A 20,221-nucleotide genomic window follows, 5' to 3' on the forward strand; every position below is an offset into this window, starting at 1 on the left:
TCCGCAATGCCCCCGCCAATCCTCGCGCGGATGCCTCACGTGGCTAGATCATCCGGCCGGTCCCGGTAGTTCACCTGGCCGTTGTCGCCGGGTCTCCGCGCCTTGCGCGAATGGTCGATTACGGCGGTCAGTGTTTTGCCCGAATGTGCAGCGTTGATCGACATGCTGCGCGAGACACAGGAGGGCAAATGACGATCCGGGTACGCATGACGGCTCTGTCCGTCGCGGGCGCAGCGGCGTTGGGGCTCATCACCGCGCCCGCCATCGCCGCACCGAACGGGCCGCAGGACAACGACCAGGTGGCGGTCTTCGGGCACCGAGGTGCCTCCGGGTACCGGCCGGAGCACACGCTGGCCTCGTATGAGCTGGCGGCCCGGATGGGTGCCGACTACATCGAGCCGGACCTGGTGCCCACCAAGGACGGCGTGCTGGTCGCGCGGCACGAGAACGAGATCGGCGGCACCACCGACGTCGCCGCGCATCCCGAGTTCACCGCCCGCAAGACCACCAAGGTCATCGACGGCACCTCGATCACCGGGTGGTTCACCGAGGACTTCACCCTCGCCGAGCTCAAGACGCTGCGCGCCAAGGAGCGCATCCCGGCAATCCGGCCGAACAACACGATCTACAACGGCCGCTACGAGGTGCCGACGTTCCAGGAGGTCCTGGACCTGCGCGAGCGGCTGTCCCGGGAGCTGCACCGCGAGATCGGCGTCGCCCCGGAGACCAAACACCCCAGCTACTTCGCCAAGCTCGGCCTGCCGCTGGAGCCCGGCGTGGTCAAGGCGCTGACCCGCAGCGGCCTGAACCGGCCGAAGGCCAAGGTCGCCGTGCAGTCGTTCGAGGTGGGCAACCTCAAGGAGCTCGACCGGGTGCTGCGGGTGCAGCTCGTGCAGCTGATCAGCAACTCCGGCGCGCCGCAGGACTTCATCGAGTCCGGTGACCCGCGCACCTACGCCGACCTGGTCAAGCCGGAGGGCCTGCGGGAGATCGCCGGGTATGCGGACGTGATCGGCCCGGACACGAAGGTGATCCTGCCGGTGAACGCCGACGGCTTCCTCACCAAGCCGACCAACGTCGTCGCCGACGCGCACGCGGCCGGGCTCGACGTGGTGCCGTACACGGTCCGCGCGGAGAACAACTTCCTGCCGGCCGACTTCCGGTCCTCGGCCGACCCGGCCGCTTTCGGCGACGTCTTCGGGTTCTTCCGGGCGCTGTTCGACCAGGGCATCGACGGAATCTTCAGCGACCAGCCGGACATCGCCGTCACCGCCCGCGACGACTTCGCTGCGACGCACCGCTGAGCCAGCTCCTAGCGGTCCCCGGGAACCGCAGTTTCAATTGAAACTGTGGTTCCCGGTGTTTCGTGCACAGTTTCAATTGAAACTGTGGTCGACATCTGGGCGCGAGTCACCGGCCGCGCCGAGTCACCGGCCGCGCCGAGCAATTGGGCCATCGGGCCGCCTAACCTGCCCATGATGGACGGAGGTGCTCGGTGGCCCAACTGCTGCTCGTCCTGATCGGTGCGCTGCTGGTCACCGCTGTCGCGCGGAGCCGCGAGATCGCCTCCCCGCTGCTGCTGGTCCTCGTCGGCCTCGTCGCGTCGCTGATCCCCGGCACGGCGCAGCTGGAGATCGATCCCGAGCTGCTGCTGACCGTCGTGCTCCCGCCGCTGCTCTACGCCGCCGCGCTGGAGAGCTCCTACACCAACTTCCGGGCGCGGATCGCGCCGATCGTGCACCACGGCGTGCTGCAGGTCGTGGCCACGTCGTTCCTGATCGGCTGGCTGGCCTACACGCTCATCCCGGAACTGCCGCTGGACTCGGCGATCGTGCTCGGCGCGGTCATCGCGCCGCCGGACGCGGTCACCGCCGCCGCGATCGGCCGCCAGCTGAAGCTGCCGCGCGGCGTGATGACGGTCCTCGGCGGGGAAAGCCTGATCAACGACGCCGCGGCGCTGACCATCTACCGGGTGGCGATCGCCGCGGTCGTCGGCACCACGCCGACCCTGGCCCAGGGGGCGCTGGTGTTCGTGCTGGCCGTGGTGGACGGCATCGTCGTCGGGCTGGTGTTCGGGATACTCGCGCAGATCGCCCGGACCCGCGTGCCGGACGTGCAGGTGGCGACCGTGCTGGGGGTGCTCGTGCCGTTCATCGCCTACCTCACCGCCGAGCAGCTGCACGGTTCCGGCGTGCTCGCGGTGGTGACCGCCGGGCTGTACGTCGGCCACAACCAGCCGCGTGCCCGGGCCGCGGGGCGGCTCCAGGAGCACACCGTCTGGGCGTCGATCAACCTCCTGCTGGAAAGCCTGGTGTTCGCTTACATCGGGCTGCAGCTGCACTCCGTCGTCGCAGCGCTCGTCGCTTCCGGGCGCAACATCGGCGCGGTGCTGGTGCACGCGCTGATCATCCTGGCCGCGACGATCGGCATCCGGATCGTGTGGATGTTCTGCTCCAACTACCTGCCAGGTCTGTCGCAGCTGCTGGCCACCACCATGAAGCTCGGCAGCCGGTGGCGGCGCACCGCCGTGCTCTCGTGGGCCGGGATGCGCGGCGTGGTCACCCTCGCGGCCGCGGGCGCGATCCCGCACACCACCGGCACCGGTGAGCCGTTCCCGGCGCGGGAACTGATCCAGTTCATGGCGTTCGTGATCGCGGTCGGCACGATCCTGGTGCAGGGGACGACGCTGCCGTGGCTGATCCGCAAGCTCGGCGTCACCGACCCGGACGAGGCCGCGCGCGACGACCAGGCCGAGTCGGAGGCCCGCGTGACCGCGACCAACGCCGCCCTGCACTACCTGGACGGGCTCACGCCCGACGACCTGCACACCAGCCCGGAGCACTTCGACCGGATCATCGGCCGGATGCGGGACCTGGTGGAGCACCAGGGGATGGCGGCGGCGGAGCAGGTCGGGCGCACGCCCGACGAGCGGGCGGACACCGCGAGCAAGGTGTTCTCCGACCTGCGCCGCGACCTGATCGAGGTACAGCGCTCGGCGATGGCCGACGAACGGGACGCGGGCAACGTCGACGACGAGGTGCTGCGCCGCGTCCTGCGCGAACTGGACCTACAGGAAGCCGCCCTGGACAGCTCCTGGCGAAACCGCTGACCGCAGTTGCCGAACGGCCGGGGACGATCTGATTGCGCCTTTTTCATCCTGGCCGATCCGCGGCCGCCTTGCCCCACCCTCGCAACCGGCACCGCCGCGGGTTCTCAGTGGCCCTCTCGCGAGGACAGCCCCGGACACGACGTACGGACATACGTGTCCGGGATCCCACCGCCGAGAAGGCCGCTGAGGTTCCGCCACCTGGAAACGCTCGTTGAAATTGCGGTTCAACTCACGCCATGCTGTGGCGGACGATGGTCTGGTCGCGGCCGGGGCCGACGCCGATCGCCGAGATCCGCGCCCCGGCGAGCTCCTCGATCCGCTCGATGTAGGCCTGGGCGTTGGCCGGCAGGTCCTCGAAGGTGCGCGCCCCGCTGAGGTCCTCCCACCAGCCCGGCATCTCCTCGTACACCGGCACCGCGTGGTGCACGCCGGTCTGCGTCATCGGCATCTGGTCGACCCGCTCGCCGTCCACGTCGTAGGCGACGCAGATCGGGATCGTCTCCAGCCCGGACAGCACGTCCAGCTTGGTGAGGAAGTAGTCGGTGATCCCGTTGACGCGGGTCGCGTAGCGCGCGATCACCGCGTCGAACCAGCCGGTGCGCCGCGACCGGCCGGTGGTCACGCCGAACTCGCCGCCCTGCTTGCGCAGGTTCTCGCCGGCCTCGTCGGTCAGCTCGGTCGGGAACGGACCGGAGCCGACGCGGGTGGTGTAGGCCTTCAGGATGCCGATCACCGCGTTGACCTTCGTCGGGCCGATGCCGGAACCGGCGCAGGCACCACCGGAGGTCGGGTTCGACGAGGTCACGAACGGGTAGGTGCCGTGGTCGACGTCCAGCAGGGTGCCCTGCGAGCCCTCCAGCAGCACGGTCTCGCCGCGCTCCAGCGCCTCGTTGATCAGCAGCTTGGTGTCGGCGATACGGCTGGCGAACTGCTCGCCCTGGGACAGCACGGTGTCCACGACCTCATCGACGTCCAGCCCGCGGCGGTTGTAGACCTTGACCAGGATCTGGTTCTTTATGTCCAGCGCGGCTTCGACCTTCTGCCGCAGGATCTTCTCGTCCAGCAGGTCCTGCACCCGCACGCCGACCCGGGCGATCTTGTCCTGGTAGCAGGGCCCGATGCCGCGCCCGGTGGTGCCGATCTGCTTCTTGCCGAGGTACCGCTCGGTGACCCGGTCGATGGCCACGTGGTACGGCATGATCAGGTGCGCGTCGGCCGACACCAGCAGCCGCGAGGTGTCCACGCCGCGGCCTTCCAGCCCGGCCAGCTCCTCCAGCAGCACGCCGGGGTCGACGACGACACCGTTGCCGATCACGTTGGTCACGCCAGGGGTGAGGATCCCCGACGGGATGAGGTGCAGCGCGAAGTCCTGCCCGTCCGGCAGCACCACGGTGTGACCCGCGTTGTTGCCGCCCTGGTAGCGGACGACCCACTGCGCCTGCTCACCGAGCAGGTCGGTCGCCTTACCCTTGCCCTCGTCGCCCCACTGGGCGCCGATCAGCACGATCGCCGGCATGTGAAACTCCAACCTGGATTGGGTGGTCGCCAGCGTGACCGCACGCTTCGCCCGCTCCCACCACGGGGTATGCCGGTCGATCAGGGTAAACCAGGAGCGAAACGTGAGTACCACCGCATTGTCCTGCGGAAACGTCGAGCGCGCAGCGCGCCCGTCCGGTGACGGAGTGCAATGGTTCGACGTCCCGGCCACGCCGGGCCGCGACGACGTGGACCCGCTGGTCGCCGGCACCGAGGAGCGGCTGGTGGTGCACGGCACCGACGCCGACCTCGCGGCGGTGGTGCTGCGCCTGCTCCGCAAGAGCCGGCTGACCGACCTGGTCGTCGGCTACGTCCCGGTCGCCGACTCGCCGGCCGCGCGGCTGTGGGGCCTCCGGGTCGGCGACTTCGACCGCGCGCTCATCGCGGCGCCGCGTCCGGCGGCGTTGATCAGGGACGATTCGGGCGGCGTGCTGCTCGGCGAGGGGACGATCGAGCCGATCACCGGCCAGGTGTACTGCGACGACGAGCAGGTGCTCAACGGCGCCGCGGTCAGCATCACCATCTCGCCGGACCCGGCCGCCACACCGTTGCCGGAGCCCACCGCGGATCCGCTGAGCGCCATGCTCGAGCCGGCCGCCGACGGCCTGCTGGTCACCACCGTCCGCCGCGGCCTGCTGCGCCGCCGGCGCGACGTCACGCGCGGTCGCGCGGTGCAGGCGTCGTTCCGCTCGGCGACGGTGCGTCGCGACGGCGTGGCCCATCCGCGCCCGATGGAGAAATGGGTCTGGTACCGGCACACCGAGGACCTCCAACTGGCCTACTGAAAGCAGAACTCCGCATTTCGACCAAATAGGATCCGATTCCACCCGAATTGGGATCCCCGACGCGCAACGCCCTGACCTGCGCCAATCCGGGCCGGATTGGTCCGAAATCACCCATTCCAAAACGGGACGAGTGCCGGCGGAACCAACTCGGCGGGCCGCAATTCCGATGACTTCCGGAACAGGTGTGCCGGATGGTGCGAAATTAACCAAGAGGTGGCACGATCGTGGCGGTTTCACGCCAAGTCATCCATTGGTCACGCTCCGGCATTGTCTCGGCCACCCGCGTGGGCAATGGTCAACACGGACACCGGCGAGACGCCCATGCGGAGGGAAGCCATGAGAGGCCACCGATCGTTGCGCGCCACCCTGACCGCCCTGCCCCTGGCGGGTGCCCTCGGCCTCGCGCTGGCCGTTCCGGCCAGCGCCGAGCCGCCCGGCATTCCCAGCCCGGAGACGGCGAAGACCGAACTCACTGAGCTGACCGTCGCGCCGGAGGGCCCGATGGACGGCTACAGCCGGGAGAAGTTCCCGCACTGGATCGAAGGCCCGGACGGCTGCAACACCCGCGAGGCGGTGCTCAAGCGCGACGGGAAGGACGTGGCGGTCGGCTCGGACTGCTACCCGACTTCCGGCAGCTGGTTCAGCCCCTACGACGGTGCGACCTGGACCAAACCGTCCGATTTGGACATCGACCACGTCGTGCCGCTGGCCGCCGCGTGGCGCTCCGGCGCCGCGAAGTGGACCCAGGACCAGCGCCAGGCGTTCGCCAACGACCTGGAAGGCCCGCAGCTGATCGCGGTCACCGACAACGTCAACCAGTCCAAGGGCGACCAAACTCCGGACGAGTGGATGCCGCCGGAGGCCGGCTACCACTGCAAGTACGCGTCGATGTGGGTCGGCACCAAGCACAAGTACCAGCTGACCGTCACCGACGCGGAGAAGTCCGCGCTGCAGAAGGCCCTCAACGGCTGCTGATCACCGGTGCCCCGCCTGACCGGCGGGGCACCACCCCGCCAGGACCTGGCCGACGCGGCGGTTTCGCGCGAAATCGCCGTCCGGACGCGCCAGGTCCTGACAGGACATACTGGGGGCATCCGAGGCGTCGTGAAGAGGACGGTTCGATGTCAGACCACGCAGAGCACGCAGCGATGCTGCGTTCCGAGGTGACCGCGCCGCCGGGTGGGGTGATGACCGACGAGGTCGGGGTGATCACCGGCGACCTGGAGCTGGCCACCGAATGCACCGACGGCGACGTGACGGTGTGGGTGCGCTACGCGGGCGCCGCCGAGTGGTACCGGCTCTCGGCCGCCGACTGCCACCTCCACGACCCGCGCGATCACGGCGCGCTGCACACCGCCCTGGTAGCGGTCCTGCACCGCCCCAATGCCGACCTACGTGGTTGACCGAGGGGCCATCACCCGGACTTCTCCTCGGGGTGCAGGGGCGGTAGGGCGGCAATCGCTTCGATTCGGCTGAGGCCCGTGGCTTGCAGGAGGTCCACCGCGATCGAGCGGACCTGCATAACCACCACCTGCATCGAGAAGTCCCCCTCGCCGAGGAGCTCCACTGTGGACTTCTTGGCAACCGACCGGGCCCCCTCGCGGGTCTGCAGCGGATCCACACCGCTGGCCAGCTCGTCACGCAGCAGCACCACGGCGCCCGCCAACTCCTCCAGGAGGCCCGGCAGCGGGCGGGGCACCGGCTCGCCGTCCCGCAGCGCGGCGAGCGCCCGTCGCGCCAGCACACGGGTGTTGCGCAGCGCGCGGTCGATCGGCGTCGCCGCCGTCTCGTAGCGCTCCAAGTCGCCGCGCCGCCGCCACCGGATGGGCGCGAACCGCGCGATCTCCTGCCCAGCCTCCAGCGCGGTGCGGAGTTCTTCCACGTGCTTCTGGCTCTTGCGCGCCTTCGCGAGCACATCAGTGGCGAGATCGAGATCCTGCCGCGCCACCGCGTTCCCGACACCGCGCAGCGCGTCGGCGAGGGCACCGAGCACGAGGCGCCCGTTGCGGTGCGCCACGGCGAGCGGGTTCGCCGGCAGCAGTGCGGCGACGATGAAGCCGACCAGGCCGCCGATCGCCGCGTCGATCATGCGGGTCAGCCCGCCCGCGCTGGCCGGTGGCAGCAGCGTCGCGACCAGCACCGACGACGACGCGGCCTGCAGCACGATCACGCCTCCGCTGTCCAGCAGCACCGCGGTGCTCATGGCCAACGCGACGACCAGCGCGATCTGCCAGGCGCCGGTGCCGATGAACGAGATCAGGATGTCGCCGACGCCGATCCCGATGCTGACGCCGACCACCAGCTCCAGGGCCCGCCGCATCCGCTGGCCCAGCGTGACGCCGAGCGAGATGACGGCGGCGATCGGCGCGAAGAACGGGGCCGGGTGCCCGAACAAGTGGCGCGCCAGGAACCACGCGAGGCCGGCCGCGATCGCGCACTGGGCGATCGGAACGCCGGTGCGCATGAGGCGACGCAAGCGGCGGACGAGCTCCTCGCGCAATCGATGCACGGTGGACATTGTCCGACAGATCCCGGCGCAATCCGAGCGTCACCGAAGTGATCCTCGCTTGATCTTCGGGTGCGCGACCGGACCGGTCGCGCACCCGAGGACTCCGCTCAGGCCAGGCCGGTCGCGTCCAGGGACGCCGGGTCGCTGTCGGCGAGCAGCTGGCGGCAGCGGCCGAACTCGTCGGCTTCGCCGATCGCTCTCGCGGCCTTCGCCAGCGCCGCGATCGAGCGGAGCACGCCCTGGTTCGGGGCGTGCCGCCACGGCACCGGCCCGAAGCCCTTCCAGCCCGCCTTGCGCAGGGCGTCCAGGCCGCGGTGGTAGCCCGTGCGGGCGTAGGCGTATGCGGCGATGTTCTCGCCCGCGTCCAGCGCCGACTCCGCGAGCGTGGCCCAAGCGGCGCTGAACGTGGGGTGGTGCGCGGCGACCTCGGCCGGGTCGGTACCCGCGGCCAGTTCGCCTTGCGCGGCCTCGTTCTCCGGCAGCAGGGTTTCCGGCGGTTCCAACAGGTTCCTCGTCATGGCCCAATCCTCCCAGGCGCGAAGACGGCCCGTCCGCCACCAGGCGAACGGGCCGTCCTTTCGAGCTTCGGTTCAATCGCGATCGCGACGTGCCAAGCTCCGCGTCAGCCGGCGAGCATGCGGCCGGCGGACTTGAGGTTCTCGCAGGCGTGGGCCACGCGGGCGGCCATCGCCTGCTCCGCCACCTTCAGGTAGCTGCGCGGGTCGTAGGCCTTCTTGTTGCCGACCTCGCCGTCGATCTTCAGCACGCCGTCGTAGTTCTTGAACATGTGGTCCGCGACGGGCCGGGTGAAGGCGTACTGGGTGTCGGTGTCGATGTTCATCTTCACCACGCCGTAGGAGACCGCCTCGTGGATCTCCTCCAGCAGCGAACCGGAGCCGCCGTGGAAGACCAGGTCGAACGGCTTCGAGCCGGCCGGCAGGCCCAGCTTCTCGGTCACCACGTCCTGACCCTGCTTGAGGATCTCCGGGCGCAGCTTGACGTTGCCCGGCTTGTAGACGCCGTGCACGTTGCCGAACGTGGCGGCCAGCAGGTAGCGGCCCTTCTCGCCGGCGCCGAGGGCGTCCACGGTCTTCTCGTAGTCGCCGGGCGCGGTGTAGAGCTTCTCGTTGATGTCGTTGGCGACGCCGTCTTCTTCGCCGCCGACGACGCCGACCTCCAACTCCAGGATGATCTTGGCCTGGGCGGCGGCGGCCAGCAGTTCCTGGGCGATCTCCAGGTTCTCGTCCAGGTCGATCGCGGAGCCGTCCCACATGTGCGACTGGAACAGCGGGTTCTCGCCGCGGTTGACCCGCTCCTGGCTGATCTGGATCAGCGGCCGGACGAAGCCGTCCAGCTTGTCCTTCGGGCAGTGGTCGGTGTGCAGCGCGATGTTCACCGGGTACTTCGCGGCCACCACGTGCGCGAACTCGGCCAGTGCGGTCGCGCCGGTGACCATGTCCTTGACCTTGGTGCCGGAGGCGAACTCGGCGCCGCCGGTCGAGAACTGGATGATGCCGTCACTCTCGGCCTCGGCGAACCCGCGCAGCGCCGCGTTGAGCGTCTCCGACGAGGTCACGTTGATGGCCGGGTAGGCGAATTCGCCCGCCTTCGCCCGGTCCAGCATCTCCGCGTAGACCTCGGGGGTCGCGATGGGCATCGGTCGTCCTCCTCGGGTGGGGTCTTGTCATGGGTGACGGGATCGCGCAGCATCCTACGAGCTCGTGCCCGCTACCAGCGGGCACTTCCGGCCCGGTGCCACACTTTCGCGTCACAGTGCCCCAGCGGGGGCTGTTTTGGAAAGCCGGTGACAGGATTCAGAACGGGACGAATCCTGTGGATATCCTCACACGCTGCAGGTTCGGCGGCCAGGGGGCCCACCGATTTGATCTTGAAGCTGTTACGCCCATGCCCCGGTGAGCAGGTTCCACTCGCGGACGGTGGTCTTGGCGATCACGCCGGCCTCCGTGTAGGGGTCCGCGTCGAGGACTTTCTGGAGCTCATCGGCGTCGGCCGCCTCGTAGATCAGCTGCGCGCCTAGGTTGTCGGCGAACGGGCCGCCCGCCAGCAGCACGCCGCGGTCAGCGAGCTCGCGGCAGTACTCCCGGTGCGCGGGACGCACCCCCAGGCGGCGCTCCTCGTCCTCGCCGTACACCAGATCGACCACGAACTTGGCCATCCCGACACCTCCGTTGCGGATCACCGATCGATATCGACGCTACCCGGTCGTGGTACACGCGCCAGTGGCCAGCCGGTAGGTTGTCCGATCATGGCCGGTGATTCGCACAGCGCCGAACGGAGCGTCGAACGGACCCTCGGGCATCTGCGCGCGTTGGACAGCCCGTCCGCGCAGATCCCGGCGCAGCCGCTGACCCTGGAAGACCTGTACCGCCAGCAGCGCATGCGGATGGTGCGCCTAGCGATCCTGCTGGTCGACGACCCGGCGACGGCCGAGGACGTGGTGCAGGAGGCGTTCACCGGGCTGTACCGCAACTGGTCCGGGCTGCGCGACGCCAAGGCCGCGATCGGCTACCTGCGGACCGCAGTCGTCAATGGCAGCCGCTCGGTGCTGCGGCGCCGCAAGACGGCCCGCGAGTACCAGCCGCCGCACCAGACCGACGCACGGTCGGCGGAGTCGCTGGCGATGTTGACCTCCGAGCACCAGGCGGTCGTGGTCGCGCTGGGGCAGCTGCCACGCCGGCAGCGCGAGGTGCTGGTGCTTCGCTACTACGGGGACCTCTCGGAGGCGGAGATTGCCGACGCCACGGGGGTGTCGCGGGGGACCGTGAAGTCGACCGCGAGCCGCGGGCTGGAGGCCCTGCAGAAGCTGATGGGCAACTGATCGAGAGGGAAGTCCGCGAAATCCGGGGCGAACAACACACCGATTTGGTGTAGACCACTGGGTGGCTGGTAGCGGAGGATCGTCGGCGTGACCGCACACGCCATCGCCGTAGACGTCGGCGGTACCGAGATGAAGGCAGCCCTGGTGACCGTCGACCGCGATACCGCGCGGCCGTTGCGCCACACGCGGCGCCCGACCCCGCGCGGCGCGGACGGTGCCGCGACCGCCGATCTCGTCGTCGAGGCCGTCGCCGAGGCGGTGTCCGACCTGCGTTCCGGCGCGGACGTGGTGGACGCCGTCGGGGTGGTGGTGCCCGGCGTGGTCGACGAGGTCCGCGGCGTCGGGGTGTTCTCCGCCAACCTCGGTTGGCGGGATGTGCCGCTGCGCGACCGGCTCGCCGCCCGCATCGGACTGCCGCTGGGTTTCGGCCACGACGTCCGCGCCAGCGGGCTCGCCGAGGTGCGCTTCGGCGCCGCCCGCGGGATGCGCGACGTGGTCGTGCTGCCGATCGGCACCGGGATCGCCGCCGCGATGGTGCTCGACGGCCAGCCCTACGCCGGGGGCGGCTTCGCCGGCGAGATCGGGCACGTCGACATCGGGCACGGCGAACCATGCGGGTGCGGGAGCAGCGGATGCGTCGAGGCCGTGGCCTCGTCGGCGGCGGTGGCCAGGCGCTACCGGGCGCGGACCGGCCGGGACGTCTCGGGGGCAGACGTCGCCGCCGCGGTGCGGGCAGGCGATCCGGACGCGCAGGCGGTGTGGCAGGACGCGATCGATGCGCTGGCCAAGGGCCTGCTGGTGCTCGTGACGGTCGCGGCGCCCGAGTGCATCGTGCTCGGTGGCGGATTCGCGCAGGCCGGGGAGCTGCTCGTCGCGCCGCTGCGCGCCCGGTTGGACGGCATGCTGGCGGCGTACCACCGCCGCCCCCACCTCAAACTGGCCGAGCTCGGCGACACCGCGGGCTGCCTCGGCGCAGCTCTGCTGGCGACGGAAGGGTTGAAAACAACGTGAACGATCCCGAACTGATCCTCGCCGGTGGGCAGGTCGTCACCGCCGACGGAGTGCTGGACGGAGGCTGGGTCCGCGTCTCCGGCGGGAAGATCGCCGCGGTCGGCACCGGCCCGGCGCCGACCGGCCCCGCCGTCGACCTGGCCGGGCGGTGGCTGGTGCCCGGCTTCGTGGACATCCACTGCCACGGCGGTGGCGGCGGCTCGTTCACGGGCATCGAGGTCGACCAGTCGCACGCCGCGATCAACACCCACCGCGCGCACGGCACGACGACGATGCTGGCCAGCCTCGTGTCGGCGCCGCTGCCCGACCTGACCAAGCAGATCAGCGCGCTCAGCGAACTGGTCACCGACGGCTCGCTGGCGGGCATCCACCTGGAGGGGCCGTTCCTGTCCGCGGCGCGCTGCGGCGCGCACGACCCGGCGATCCTCCGGCCGCCGGAGAAGACGGCCGTCCAGCAGCTGCTGGACGCCGGGCGGGGCGCGGTGCGGATGATCACCTTGGCACCGGAGCTGCCGGAATCGCTGAACGCCATCCGGCAGCTCGTGGACTACGACGTGATCGCGGCAGTCGGGCACACCGACGCGGTGCTGGACCAGGTGGTTCCCGCAGTGGAGGCGGGCGCGACGGTGGCCACGCACCTGTTCAACGCCATGCGGCCGCTGCACCACCGGGAGCCGGGCCCGATCGGGGTTCTGCTCGAGGACGAGCGGGTGACCGTCGAGCTCATCTGCGACCTGGTGCACCTGCACCCGGCGGTCGTGAAACTCGCCGCCTCGCACGCGGGCACCGGGCGGACGGTGCTGGTCACGGACGCGATCAGCGCCACGGAGGGGGGCGACGGCACCTACGAGCTGGGTAGTCTGCCGGTCACCGTGATCGACGGCGAACCGCGCCTGGCGGACGGCTCGCTGGCAGGCAGCACGCTGACGATGGACGTGGCGTTCCGGAACGTGGTCGAGTCCTGCGGGCTGACGGTGCCTGCGGCGGTCGCGGCCTCGTCGACGAAACCGGCCCGCCTGCTCGGCCTCGGCGACCGCATCGGCGAGATCCGGCAGGGGCTAGCGGCGGACCTGGTCGTCCTGGACGCCGACCTGGAGCTGGACGCGGTCATGAAGGACGGCACCTGGGTGACCGAACCGAACTGAGACCACCGGCCACGCCCGGTGCTCCGGTTCGACCGCAGTTTCAATTGAAACTGCACGGTCACCAACCCCCAGAACGCTGTGCGCTAGGTCGAACCCAGTTTCAATTGAAACTGCACACCCACCAACGTCCGGAACGCTTTGGGATGGGTTGGTCGCCGCTCGCTACGCTCGGGGTGTGACCCGACCTGACCCCGCCCACCTCTTGTCGGCGGCGCTTCGCGCCCAGGCCGGGGGTAGCCCGGGCCCGGCTGCGCCGCCTGCCCCGCCCGCTCCGCCCCGCAAGCGCCTCCCGGTGGTCGGCGTGCTGCTGTTCGCGCTGGTCCTCGGTCTCCTGGCCGGCGGCATCGTCGGGGCGCTGACGCTGCTCCATCCCGTGTGGTGAAGGCCATGTTCACGCGACCGAGTGACCCGCGGGGTTGTCCGGCATAGTCGGCGGGTTGCTCGCCCGGAGGCTGCGCCGGGGGCGGTCACGGTACCGTTGGCAAGCGTGACGACCGAACTGCCCGCGATTGTCGACGCCGCCGCGAACACTCCCGCGCTCGCTCTGCTGCCGGACTGGCTGGATCCGGAGCACATCATCCAGTCGATGGGGCCGTTCGCCCTGATCGGCGTGTGCCTGATCATCTTCGCCGAATGCGGCCTGCTCATCGGCTTCTTCCTGCCCGGTGACTCGCTGCTGTTCGTGACCGGCCTGTTCGTCGCGACCGGCGCGATCAACACCCCGATCTGGCTGGTCTGCCTGCTGTTGGCCGTGTGCGCGTTCGTGGGCAACGTGACCGGTTATTGGATCGGCCGCAAGGTCGGGCCGTCGATGTTCAACAAGCCGGACTCGAAGCTGTTCAAGCGGGAGCACGTGGACAAGACCCACGAGTTCTTCGATAAGTACGGGGCGCGCGCGATCATCCTGGCCCGGTTCGTGCCGATCGTGCGGACGTTCATCACCGCGGTCGCGGGCGTCGCGCAGATGGACCAGAAGAAGTTCTTCAGCTTCTCCGCGATCGGCGGCATCGCGTGGACCGTGAGCATGACGGTGCTCGGTTTCTTCCTGGGCAACATCCCGTGGATCAAGAGCAACCTCGAAGCGATGGCGATTCTGATCGTGCTGGTCTCGATCATCCCGATCATCATCGAGTACCTGAAGAGCCGTCGCGAGAAGGCCCGCAACACCGCAGGCTGACCAGTCGTCACGTTCGCGCGGATCCGATTCGTCGGGTCCGCGCGAACTGCTTTCCGGGTCAGTTCTGGGAAAATCGCCACCCAACACGGCAGAAAGCGAACCAGATGGAGCTCTCCCAGGTCCGCCTCCTCGTCACGGACTTCCCAAGTTGCTACCGCTTCTACCGGGAGGTGCTGCGGCTGGAACCGCAGTTCGAGGCACCGGACGGGCCGTACGCGAAGTTCAGCCCGGACGGCGGCACGGCGGCCATCGCCTTGCAGGACCGTGCGCAGATGGCCGAGGTCCTCGGCGAACTCGGCGAGCCGCCTACGGCATACCGGTCGCTGGTCGTGCTGCATCTAGACGACCTCGACGGCTACTGCGCGGAGATCACCGCGCGTGGCGCCGAACTGCTCAACGGCCCGGCACCGATGACGGACCGGATGCGCGTCGCGCACCTGAAGGACCCCGCCGGGAACCTGATCGAGCTGCAGGAGTGGCTGGCCACCCGCGGTTGATCACCAGGCTCCGGCGAGGTCCGCGTGCTGCTCGATCCAGGTGTGCATCACGATGCCCGCGGCGACCCCGGCGTTGATCGAGCGGGTCGAACCGAACTGCGCGATGGACACCACCAGGTCCGCGTCCTGCCGCGAGTCGTCCCGCAGGCCCGGGCCTTCCTGGCCGAACAGCAGCACGCAGCGGCGCGGCAGCGCAGTCCGCTCGATCGGCACCGCGCCGACGGTGTTGTCCACCGCCACCAGCGCGAGGTCATGCTCGGTCGCATAGCCGCGCAGCGACTCCACGTCGGGGTGGTGGTGGATGTGCTGGTACCGGTCGGTGACCATCGCGCCGCGCCGGTTCCAGCGCCGCCGCCCCACGATGTGCACGGCCTTCGCCGCGAACGCGTTCGCGGTGCGCACCACCGTGCCGATGTTGTGGTCGTGCTGGAAGTTCTCGATGGCCACGTGGAAGTCGTGCCGCCGCAGGTCCAGGTCGGCGACGATCGCCTCGCGCCGCCAGTACCGGTAGTGGTCCACGACATTGCGCCGGTCGCCGTGCTCCAGCAGCTCCGGGTCGTAGCGCTCGTCGGTCGGCCACGGCCCCATCCAGGGACCGACGCCGACCGTGGTGCCCCACTCGGTGGGACCGACTTCCTCGCTCACGCCAACCCGAGGTCGGCCAGGCCGAGCAGCGAGCGGTAGGGCAGCCCGGCGGCTTCGATCGCCTCGCGCGCGCCGGTGTCGCGGTCGACCACGGTGGCCACCCCGACGATCTCGGCGTCTGCCGCGCGCAGCGCCTCGACGGCGGTTAGGACGCTGCCGCCGGTGGTGGAGGTGTCCTCAACCGCGAGCACCCGGCGACCGGTGACGCCCGGGCCTTCGATCAGCCGCTGCATGCCGTGCGCCTTGGTGCTCTTGCGGACCACGAACGAGTCCAGCGCGGGGCCTTCGGCGTGCATCATCGCAGTGGCGACGGGGTCGGCACCGAGCGTGAGGCCGCCGACGGCGACGTAGTCCCAGTCGTCGGTGAGCTGGCGCAGCAGGCTGCCGATCAGCGGCGCCGCCTGGTGATGCAGCGTCGCGCGGCGGAGGTCGACGTAGTAGTCGGCTTCCTTCCCGGAGGACAGGGTGACCCGACCGTGCACGACGGCGATTTCCCGGATTAGGCGGGCAAGCTCGGTGCGCTGCTGTTCATCCACTTTGACCACGAGTTTTCAGCATACCGGCCGGGTTGCCGGGGCCCGTGGGCGGCGGCTCAGGTGCGGTCGGGGACGGTGCGCGTGACGATCATGCGCTGGAGCTTCTGCGGCACCAACCGGCCGAGGGCGACCAGCGCCTTGTACTGCACGCCGGGCACCGACACGATCTTGCCGCGGCGCAGGTCGGCCAGGGCCTCGTGCACCACCTGGTCGGCCTGCAGCCAGAAAGCCCTGGGCAGGTGCCCCATATCCAGCCCGGCCCGCTGGTGGAACTCGGTCTGGGTGAAGCCCGGGCACAGTGCCATGACCCGCACCCCGGTTCCGGCCAGCGACACCGACAGACCCTCGGAGAAGGCGGTCACGTAGGCCTTGGTCGCCCCGTAGGTGGAGCCGGCGACCGGGAAGAACCCGGCGACGCTGGACACGTTGATCACGTCGCCGCGGCCGCGCTCCCGCATCCCGCGCACCGCCGCGTGCGTCAGCGCGAGCACCGCGGCCACGTTGACGTTCAGCTGCCGCTGCAGCTCGGCACCGGTGGTTTCCCAGAACGAGCCGGCCGTGCCGAATCCGGCGTTGTTGACCAGCAGGTCGACCGGGCGCTCGGCGTCGGCGAGACGCTCCTCGACCCTGGCGCGCTGCTCCGCGTCGGCAAGGTCGGCAGAAAGCACCTCGACCCGGACCCCGTGCCGGGCCTCCAGGCGATCGGCGAATTCGGCGAGCCGTTCGGCGTCGCGGGCCACCAGGACCATGTCGTGGCCTTCGGCGGCGAGCCGGCGGGAGAAGGCGCGCCCGATGCCCGCGGTGGCGCCGGTGACGAGTGCGATAGCCATGAGCCGAACCTACCGAAGAGTTCGCCTGCCCCGCCCACCCGCCGGGGGCACCGCGCTTTCAATGAGCGTTTCCAACCTCTTCTTGCGCAACGGTGCGGGTAGCGGAACCTCAGCAGCCTTCCAGACTCCGGGATCCGGCTTTGTGTACGACCAGCCCGATTTCCATTGAAATTGCGGACTCCGAGGGGGTCAGCGCGAGCGGTCTGCCGACGGCTCCGCCTCGGCGTCGACGAGTTCGGTCTCCTCGGCCGCGTCGTTCGCGCCGTCGGTCACGTTCGGGTCGGTGTCGAACGGGTCGATCAGGTCGGCGAGGTCGCCGAGGTCGCGCAGCAGGCGCTCTAGGCGCGCCGGGTCGGCGTCGTCGGGGTGCAAGGCCGCGAGCACCCAGTCGTTCTCCAGCCACACCACCGTGACGTCGTGCCCGATCTCCTCGGTCGCATCCACCAGGTCCGGCGTCACCAGCGGCCGGGCCGCCGCCACCTCGGTGACGAAGGCGTACCGCGAGCCGACCGGGCCGAGCAGGTCCAGCCCGGAGTCCTGCGGCACCGGCACGTCGGGCAGCCACAGCTCAATGGTGGCCGGACAGCTCCGCCGGCAGCGGATGGCGACCAGCACCGCGGCGATCTTGCCGTTGACGTCGAGGTCGAGGACGTACACCTGGCGGCGCCCGTCGGTGGTGAAGGTCGAGCCGGCCACCACGTCGGTGGCCGTCACGCCGTTGCACTGGGCGAGCACGCCGCGCTCCCACCTGGTCGGCAGGACCTGGTCGGCCTCGGCGAACTGCCAGCCGCGCAATGCGGCCCAGCGGCGTCGCTCCCGGTTGTTCGACGCGCGCTGGGATCGGTCGGCGATCAGCAGCGCGACGCCCGCACCGATAGCGACGACGGCGATGACGAACCAGAGCCACGCAGGTATGCCCACACTGCGCAGGGTAGTCCGATCATCGCCGAACACGAAGATCACCTGGACATCCGGTGCGGAACCGCCCCATCGGTTGAACCTGACCTGGGAAAACACATCACGGAGAGGTGCGGTCGGGGCGATGTGCTTCGACCGCACCGCCGATCAGGTGGTTCAGCCGCCGATCGTCTGGCCGATCAAGTCCCGGACCGCCACCGGGTCGGCGAAGATGTCGGGCTCGTCGCCGCACACCTGGACGTCCTCGGTGCCGCCGAACCGGCTAGTGACGCCGATCTGGCTCCCAGCGCCGGGCCGAGTCGCGGATCAGCGCCGGACCGCCGGAGTCGCCCTGGCAGGCCGACACATGGTCACCGGGGCGGCGCAACAGCCAGCAGGTCGGCGCGCAGCTCGGCCCGCTGTTCGGCGGGCAGCCCGGTCAGGCCCCTCTCGATGGACTCAAGCCGAACCCCGAAATCCCCTGAACCGCAAAAAGCCCCAGGCGCCCGGCGCTGACCTGCGAAAACCAGCCCTAGGCTGGCCGGTCAGGAAGAGGCGAAGTTGTCGCAGAGGGTCTGCCACTCGTCCCGCTCCGGGGCGGGCCCGGGCAGCTCCGCGCCTCCCGAGCGCAGGCCTTCGAGCACCAGCCCCAGGTAGCGGGCGCGGAGCTCGGCACGGCGGGACTCGCTGGTCGGCAGTGCCGGATTGAGGTGCTTGAACAGCATCAGGATGTCCGTCCAGTCCACGTCCGAGCGCAGCTCGCCCGCCCGCTTGGCGGCGTCGACCAGGGCCTCGATCTCCGTCGCGACGCGCTGCTGCAGCTCCCGGAACTCCCCGGAGTAGGTGTGCTGCTGGTCCATCGGCGGCAGCACGGTACCGATACCGGCGCCTTCCCGCAGGCAGCGGCGCATGAACCGGACGAGGGCCTGCCACGGATCGGCTTCCTCGGTGCGGGCCGACTCCGCCTCGTCGACGATCCGCCGGAACGCGGTGATGCGGACCTGCTCGATCAGTTCCTGCTTGCTCGGGTAACGCCGGTACACGCTCGCCACACCGACCCCCGCGCGCTTGGCGACCTCGGCCATCGGCGCCGCGAAGCTCTGCTCGGCGAACACCTCGCGAGCTGCGGCGATGACCTGGTCGTCGTACCGCGCGGATCTGTTCGGTGTGGCCATTGCCACAGCATACGCCGGACCGGAATGATCCGTTCCGCTGCCGGGTTGGACCGGACCGGAATCATCCGTTCCGCTCCGGCGGACTGCGCTAGCAGGCCGCAGCGGCCGTTGGAAGCTGAGGAAAGGCATGACCACCACGGAGCTCGTCCAGCCCCGCAGCGGCACCCGAGCGCTCCTCCACCGCGGCACCCTGTCCCGGCCAGCCTCGTTCTGGTTCATCGGCGCGCTGTACACCCTGTTCCTGATGGCCTCCACCGCGCCGTCCCCGATGTACTCGATCTACCAGCAGCGCTGGCACTTCACGACCACGGTTCTCACCGAGGTCTTCGCCGTCTACGCGGTGGCCATCCTGCTCTCGCTGGTGCTGTTCGGTTCCCTGTCCGACCACCTAGGTCGAAGGCCGGTGCTGCTGGCCGGGCTCGTGCTGGAGATCGCCTCGATGCTGGTGCTCGCGGTCGCGCCGGGCGTCGGCTGGCTGCTGGTGGGCCGGGCGCTGCAGGGCCTGGCCACCGGGTTGGCGACCAGCGCGATCAGCGGCGCCCTGCTCGACTTCCAACGCCCGGGCTCGAACCACGGATCGCTGATCAACGGAGTTTCCGCAGGCCTGGGCATGGCGCTCGGCTCGCTGCTGGCGGGTGCCCTGGTGCAGTTCGTGCCCGGACCGACGCTGACCAGCTACCTGCTTCTCATCCTCGGTTTCGTGCTCGCGATCCCCGGTGTGCTGCTGATGCCCGAACCGGTCGCGCGACGCGGCGCGCTGCGCGAGGTGCTGCGCCCGCAGCGGCCGACGGTGCCAGCGGGCAAGGGCTGGACGTTCGCGCTGATGGCGACGACGCTGCTCGCCTCGTGGATCGTCGGCGGGATGTTCATGTCCCTCGGACCGTCGGTGGCCAAGGGCCTGGTCAGCGGAAACCCCTACCTGGTGGGCGGTTTGGCGGTCGCGGTGCTGGCCGGGTTCGGCGGGCTGGCGCAGCTGCTGCTGTCCGGGTGGGCGGCCCGGCGCGCGGTTCGGTTCGGCGCGCCACTGATGCTCGTCGGGCTGGCCGGGATGGCGGCCGCCGCACTGGAGCAGGGCGCTGCGTTGTTCTTCGTCAGCTCGGCGGTGCTCGGCACGGGCTGGGGCCTGGTGTTCATGGGCGGTTTCCGGATGCTGACCGGCCTGGCGGCCCCGGAACACCGAGCGGCGACCGCGGCGCTGATCTACGTCGTGGCATACCTTTCGGCCAGCGTCCCCAGCGTCGCCCTGGGATTCCTCAGCACGGTCTTCGGCCTGACCACGGCAACGCTGGCCTTCACCGCGACGGCGGCGATCTTCGTGACGACGGCGGGCCTCTCCACCTTCGCCCGCCACTGACCGCCACCCCGGCGCGTCCGCCGCGGTCGCGCGCGTGAAGGGCGCCCTGACCGACTTGGTCGGCAAAGGTGTCCTTCACCCGCCATGACTCCACTGTGGACAGTCTCAGCGATCTCGAAGAACTGCTCGACGAGGAGCTCGACGACGAAGCGGACGAGGATTCGGAGGATGCGGCG

Annotated in this window: 22 protein-coding genes; 12 read left to right on the plus strand and 10 right to left on the minus strand. The window is 70.1% G+C overall.

From position 1 onward, the window contains the following. The first annotated feature begins 188 nt into the window (after positions 1–188). Both SSPN_RS0131090 and SSPN_RS0131095 read left to right on the plus strand, forming a co-directional pair. Positions 189–1,304: a glycerophosphodiester phosphodiesterase gene (locus tag SSPN_RS0131090; protein ID WP_010312762.1), complete on the plus strand. Its 1,116-nt coding sequence runs from the start codon at positions 189–191 to the stop codon at positions 1,302–1,304. Positions 1,305–1,495: 191 nt separating this feature from the next. After that, a complete protein-coding gene (locus SSPN_RS0131095) occupies positions 1,496–3,109 on the plus strand; it encodes a Na+/H+ antiporter (protein ID WP_010312764.1) in 1,614 nt (537 codons plus the stop codon). 229 nt (positions 3,110–3,338) lie between these two features. Here the strand turns inward: SSPN_RS0131095 and SSPN_RS0131100 are convergent, their stop codons facing one another. After that, positions 3,339–4,625 (minus strand): adenylosuccinate synthase, encoded by a 1,287-nt coding sequence (locus SSPN_RS0131100; RefSeq protein WP_010312766.1) that lies wholly within the window; start codon positions 4,623–4,625, stop codon positions 3,339–3,341. 103 nt (positions 4,626–4,728) lie between these two features. Here SSPN_RS0131100 and SSPN_RS0131105 point away from each other — a divergent pair, with 103 nt between their 5' ends. The 3 genes from SSPN_RS0131105 (at position 4,729) to SSPN_RS0131115 (ending at position 6,833) form a co-directional block, all read left to right on the plus strand. Next, the gene (locus SSPN_RS0131105; protein ID WP_029535901.1) at positions 4,729–5,430 is read left to right on the plus strand and encodes a hypothetical protein; all 702 of its coding nucleotides are present in this window, start codon (positions 4,729–4,731) and stop codon (positions 5,428–5,430) included. A 336-nt stretch (positions 5,431–5,766) separates the two neighbouring features. Then, entirely contained in the window at positions 5,767–6,405 is a 639-nt protein-coding gene (locus tag SSPN_RS0131110) for an HNH endonuclease family protein (protein WP_010312770.1), read from the plus strand. 146 nt (positions 6,406–6,551) lie between these two features. Further along, positions 6,552–6,833: a hypothetical protein gene (locus SSPN_RS0131115; RefSeq protein ID WP_010312772.1), complete on the plus strand. Its 282-nt coding sequence runs from the start codon at positions 6,552–6,554 to the stop codon at positions 6,831–6,833. Positions 6,834–6,844: 11 nt separating this feature from the next. Here SSPN_RS0131115 and SSPN_RS0131120 read toward each other — a convergent pair whose 3' ends face one another. The 4 genes from SSPN_RS0131120 to SSPN_RS0131135 form a co-directional block, all read right to left on the minus strand. Then, positions 6,845–7,948: an FUSC family protein gene (locus SSPN_RS0131120; protein ID WP_010312775.1), complete on the minus strand. Its 1,104-nt coding sequence runs from the start codon at positions 7,946–7,948 to the stop codon at positions 6,845–6,847. A gap of 98 nt (positions 7,949–8,046) precedes the next feature. Beyond that, positions 8,047–8,457 carry a DUF3151 domain-containing protein gene (locus SSPN_RS0131125; RefSeq protein WP_010312777.1) on the minus strand — a complete coding sequence of 137 codons (411 nt, stop codon included), beginning with the start codon at positions 8,455–8,457 and terminating at the stop codon, positions 8,047–8,049. Between the two features lie 104 nt (positions 8,458–8,561). Next, complete coding sequence (gene fbaA / locus SSPN_RS0131130) at positions 8,562–9,596, minus strand: class II fructose-bisphosphate aldolase (RefSeq protein ID WP_010312779.1); 1,035 nt, start codon at positions 9,594–9,596, stop codon at positions 8,562–8,564. A 240-nt stretch (positions 9,597–9,836) separates the two neighbouring features. Continuing rightward, positions 9,837–10,115, minus strand: a complete 279-nt coding sequence (locus tag SSPN_RS0131135; protein ID WP_029535903.1) for a YciI family protein — start codon at positions 10,113–10,115, stop codon at positions 9,837–9,839. 90 nt (positions 10,116–10,205) lie between these two features. Here SSPN_RS0131135 and SSPN_RS0131140 point away from each other — a divergent pair, with 90 nt between their 5' ends. The 6 genes from SSPN_RS0131140 (at position 10,206) to SSPN_RS0131170 (ending at position 14,608) form a co-directional block, all read left to right on the plus strand. Next, positions 10,206–10,778: a SigE family RNA polymerase sigma factor gene (locus tag SSPN_RS0131140; protein WP_010312781.1), complete on the plus strand. Its 573-nt coding sequence runs from the start codon at positions 10,206–10,208 to the stop codon at positions 10,776–10,778. Between the two features lie 87 nt (positions 10,779–10,865). Beyond that, a complete protein-coding gene (locus tag SSPN_RS0131145) occupies positions 10,866–11,789 on the plus strand; it encodes an ROK family protein (protein ID WP_010312782.1) in 924 nt (307 codons plus the stop codon). Further along, on the plus strand, positions 11,786–12,934 hold the full coding sequence (gene nagA, locus SSPN_RS0131150) for an N-acetylglucosamine-6-phosphate deacetylase (protein ID WP_010312783.1): 1,149 nt from the start codon (positions 11,786–11,788) through the stop codon (positions 12,932–12,934). Before SSPN_RS0131145 ends, nagA begins: the two co-directional genes overlap by 4 nt. A 175-nt stretch (positions 12,935–13,109) precedes the next feature. Next, the gene (locus tag SSPN_RS52395) at positions 13,110–13,316 is read left to right on the plus strand and encodes a hypothetical protein (protein WP_083822234.1); all 207 of its coding nucleotides are present in this window, start codon (positions 13,110–13,112) and stop codon (positions 13,314–13,316) included. Positions 13,317–13,421: 105 nt separating this feature from the next. Further along, positions 13,422–14,111: a DedA family protein gene (locus SSPN_RS0131165; protein WP_010312785.1), complete on the plus strand. Its 690-nt coding sequence runs from the start codon at positions 13,422–13,424 to the stop codon at positions 14,109–14,111. A 104-nt stretch (positions 14,112–14,215) separates the two neighbouring features. Beyond that, complete coding sequence (locus tag SSPN_RS0131170; protein ID WP_010312786.1) at positions 14,216–14,608, plus strand: VOC family protein; 393 nt, start codon at positions 14,216–14,218, stop codon at positions 14,606–14,608. Here the strand turns inward: SSPN_RS0131170 and SSPN_RS0131175 are convergent, their stop codons facing one another. The 5 genes from SSPN_RS0131175 to SSPN_RS0131195 all read right to left on the minus strand — a co-directional run bounded on the left by SSPN_RS0131175 (position 14,609) and on the right by SSPN_RS0131195 (position 18,691). Beyond that, on the minus strand, positions 14,609–15,196 hold the full coding sequence (locus SSPN_RS0131175; RefSeq protein WP_083822235.1) for a TrmH family RNA methyltransferase: 588 nt from the start codon (positions 15,194–15,196) through the stop codon (positions 14,609–14,611). A gap of 53 nt (positions 15,197–15,249) precedes the next feature. Then, positions 15,250–15,798, minus strand: coding sequence for an orotate phosphoribosyltransferase (gene pyrE / locus SSPN_RS0131180; RefSeq protein WP_010312788.1), 549 nt, complete (start codon positions 15,796–15,798; stop codon positions 15,250–15,252). Positions 15,799–15,845: 47 nt separating this feature from the next. After that, the gene (locus SSPN_RS0131185) at positions 15,846–16,619 is read right to left on the minus strand and encodes an SDR family NAD(P)-dependent oxidoreductase (protein ID WP_010312789.1); all 774 of its coding nucleotides are present in this window, start codon (positions 16,617–16,619) and stop codon (positions 15,846–15,848) included. A gap of 189 nt (positions 16,620–16,808) precedes the next feature. Beyond that, entirely contained in the window at positions 16,809–17,582 is a 774-nt protein-coding gene (locus tag SSPN_RS0131190; RefSeq protein WP_044576206.1) for a type III secretion system chaperone family protein, read from the minus strand. Positions 17,583–18,061: 479 nt separating this feature from the next. Continuing rightward, entirely contained in the window at positions 18,062–18,691 is a 630-nt protein-coding gene (locus SSPN_RS0131195) for a TetR/AcrR family transcriptional regulator (protein WP_010312793.1), read from the minus strand. A 127-nt stretch (positions 18,692–18,818) separates the two neighbouring features. Here SSPN_RS0131195 and SSPN_RS0131200 point away from each other — a divergent pair, with 127 nt between their 5' ends. Further along, the gene (locus SSPN_RS0131200) at positions 18,819–20,045 is read left to right on the plus strand and encodes an MFS transporter (RefSeq protein WP_010312794.1); all 1,227 of its coding nucleotides are present in this window, start codon (positions 18,819–18,821) and stop codon (positions 20,043–20,045) included. Positions 20,046–20,221: the final 176 nt, after the last annotated feature.

It is taken from the genome of Saccharopolyspora spinosa NRRL 18395 (genome assembly GCF_000194155.1).
GTDB lineage: Bacteria > Actinomycetota > Actinomycetes > Mycobacteriales > Pseudonocardiaceae > Saccharopolyspora > Saccharopolyspora spinosa.

Excerpts from the sequence above, each read along its gene's own strand:
- SSPN_RS0131090 (WP_010312762.1), top strand. The coding sequence starts at position 189 with ATGACGATCCGGGTACGCATGACGGCTCTGTCCGTCGCGGGCGCAGCG.
- SSPN_RS0131100 (WP_010312766.1), bottom strand. The coding sequence starts at position 4,625 with ATGCCGGCGATCGTGCTGATCGGCGCCCAGTGGGGCGACGAGGGCAAG.
- SSPN_RS0131110 (WP_010312770.1), top strand. The coding sequence starts at position 5,767 with ATGAGAGGCCACCGATCGTTGCGCGCCACCCTGACCGCCCTGCCCCTG.
- SSPN_RS0131115 (WP_010312772.1), top strand. The coding sequence starts at position 6,552 with ATGTCAGACCACGCAGAGCACGCAGCGATGCTGCGTTCCGAGGTGACC.
- SSPN_RS0131120 (WP_010312775.1), bottom strand. The coding sequence starts at position 7,948 with ATGTCCACCGTGCATCGATTGCGCGAGGAGCTCGTCCGCCGCTTGCGT.
- SSPN_RS0131125 (WP_010312777.1), bottom strand. The coding sequence starts at position 8,457 with ATGACGAGGAACCTGTTGGAACCGCCGGAAACCCTGCTGCCGGAGAAC.
- fbaA (WP_010312779.1), bottom strand. The coding sequence starts at position 9,596 with ATGCCCATCGCGACCCCCGAGGTCTACGCGGAGATGCTGGACCGGGCG.
- SSPN_RS0131135 (WP_029535903.1), bottom strand. The coding sequence starts at position 10,115 with ATGGCCAAGTTCGTGGTCGATCTGGTGTACGGCGAGGACGAGGAGCGC.
- SSPN_RS0131140 (WP_010312781.1), top strand. The coding sequence starts at position 10,206 with ATGGCCGGTGATTCGCACAGCGCCGAACGGAGCGTCGAACGGACCCTC.
- SSPN_RS0131170 (WP_010312786.1), top strand. The coding sequence starts at position 14,216 with ATGGAGCTCTCCCAGGTCCGCCTCCTCGTCACGGACTTCCCAAGTTGC.
- SSPN_RS0131175 (WP_083822235.1), bottom strand. The coding sequence starts at position 15,196 with ATGGGGCCGTGGCCGACCGACGAGCGCTACGACCCGGAGCTGCTGGAG.
- SSPN_RS0131185 (WP_010312789.1), bottom strand. The coding sequence starts at position 16,619 with ATGGCTATCGCACTCGTCACCGGCGCCACCGCGGGCATCGGGCGCGCC.
- SSPN_RS0131195 (WP_010312793.1), bottom strand. The coding sequence starts at position 18,691 with ATGGCCACACCGAACAGATCCGCGCGGTACGACGACCAGGTCATCGCC.
- SSPN_RS0131200 (WP_010312794.1), top strand. The coding sequence starts at position 18,819 with ATGACCACCACGGAGCTCGTCCAGCCCCGCAGCGGCACCCGAGCGCTC.